Consider the following 1,568-nt stretch of genomic DNA (forward strand, 5'->3'; position numbering starts at 1 on the left):
TTTTTTTTTGTCGAAATTTAGATGAGAACATTTGTTCCGTGACAGTAAGTTGTCCGTCTCTATTGGTACATTATTAGAAGAAGAGGAAAGAGGTGGATGCGTTGCGATCGGACTTGAATTCGGATTTTACATGGAGCACGAATCGTGTAGCGGCCGGAGGCGTAACCCAGATATTTCTTTTGGTGGAGTGGAGAGGCGGTATCCAGGGGCCGAGCAGGCATAAAGGCATGAAATCTCATCAGATTGCTGAACATGTGCAGCTGGACCTCCAGTTAGAGGAACCAATCCAACTTACCAACGTATACGGAGGTATTCTCGATTCACGGATGGGACAGCATATCACGGTGTCCATTGGTCCATTGTCCGATAATGGATCCAAGCAAGTCGTGCTTGAGTTATTGGCCGGGCCTTATCGTTCCGGTATCTATCCGGTTATCACAGCCGGATGGTCGTACCGGGACCGGGATACGCTGCAGGTTACCAATTTTCCATCGTATACGCTGCAGCTCCAATTCAGCAATCATACAGACCTGAGGAGCCGCAAGCCGGATGAACGGGTGGAGAAGGCGCTGAGGCTGCTTCAAAATCCATTGATTCTGGACGAAGCGGAGCAGCTGTTTAAGCAAGGTGACCTGGAAGCGGGGGAAAGCATGCTTCGCAGGCGGGCAGATGAGATGATGCTGTGCGCGCTTCGCGCAGATGATGAGGATTATCTGAAGGAGGCAGAGACGCTTTACAGGTTAAGCACATTGTATTTCGGCACCTTTAGTCCTATTGATACATATAAACGAAAAGTTGAATAGAGTCTAAATACCCATCTTCCGATTGGTAAATTGTGATCATAAACAAAAAGGGAATACCTATTCCAGGGTCGAATGTACTAATTTGGCATTGGCAAATATGTCAAATTTACTAGAAGATAGGGAGAATGAAACATGACTGATCGACTGATTCGACTCATGAGAATTATCACACTCGTGCAAGCAAGACCAGGAATTTTAGCCCGGGAGCTAGCGGAACGCTGCGGAACCAGTGAAAGAACGATCTATCGGGATATGGATGCTTTGAGCGCTATGCATATCCCGATAAGCCACAGAGGGAGAGGGCGCGGCTATATGTTTATCGGCCAATTTGCAATGTATCCAATGGAACTGACAGAAGACGAGGTTCAATCCCTGTACAAGCTGCTTGCGATTATGGAGGAAATTAAACCGAAACTTCCAGACAGTTTTGAAAGCGCGTATGAAAAAGTGCTGGCTGCTGTATACAAACAGCGGGTAGACAAACACGAAAGTCAAGTGGAAGTGCGAAATAATCCTAATCTATGATGATTTCATAGTTGATAGAACATATATGGAGGTAAAGAATCCCCAAAATGTCTCGTATGTAACGAGGCTTTTGGGTCTTTTTTTATTGTAGCGGATTTAGATGGAGAACATAAGGTGACTATGAAATTATTATTTAATAGGGAATTTGTACCATTATACTCCAATTTATGATAAAATATCTACAATTTCTCTTGCATGAATATATGGAATTTTCATTAAAAGATTGTGAGAGAAGTCGCA

The 1,568-nt window shown here is 44.2% G+C and carries 2 protein-coding genes; both read left to right on the forward strand.

All coding sequences use genetic code 11. The features are described from left to right. The first annotated feature begins 113 nt into the window (after nucleotides 1–113). A complete protein-coding gene (locus CHH67_RS25605) occupies nucleotides 114–803 on the forward strand; it encodes a hypothetical protein (protein ID WP_244908327.1) in 690 nt (229 codons plus the stop codon). A gap of 132 nt (nucleotides 804–935) precedes the next feature. Next, nucleotides 936–1,328: a helix-turn-helix transcriptional regulator gene (locus CHH67_RS25610; RefSeq protein ID WP_095268193.1), complete on the forward strand. Its 393-nt coding sequence runs from the start codon at nucleotides 936–938 to the stop codon at nucleotides 1,326–1,328. Nucleotides 1,329–1,568: the final 240 nt, after the last annotated feature.

It is taken from the genome of Paenibacillus campinasensis, from assembly GCF_002272015.1.
GTDB lineage: Bacteria > Bacillota > Bacilli > Paenibacillales > Paenibacillaceae > Paenibacillus_AQ > Paenibacillus_AQ campinasensis.

Excerpts from the sequence above, each read along its gene's own strand:
- CHH67_RS25610 (WP_095268193.1), top strand. The coding sequence starts at position 936 with ATGACTGATCGACTGATTCGACTCATGAGAATTATCACACTCGTGCAA.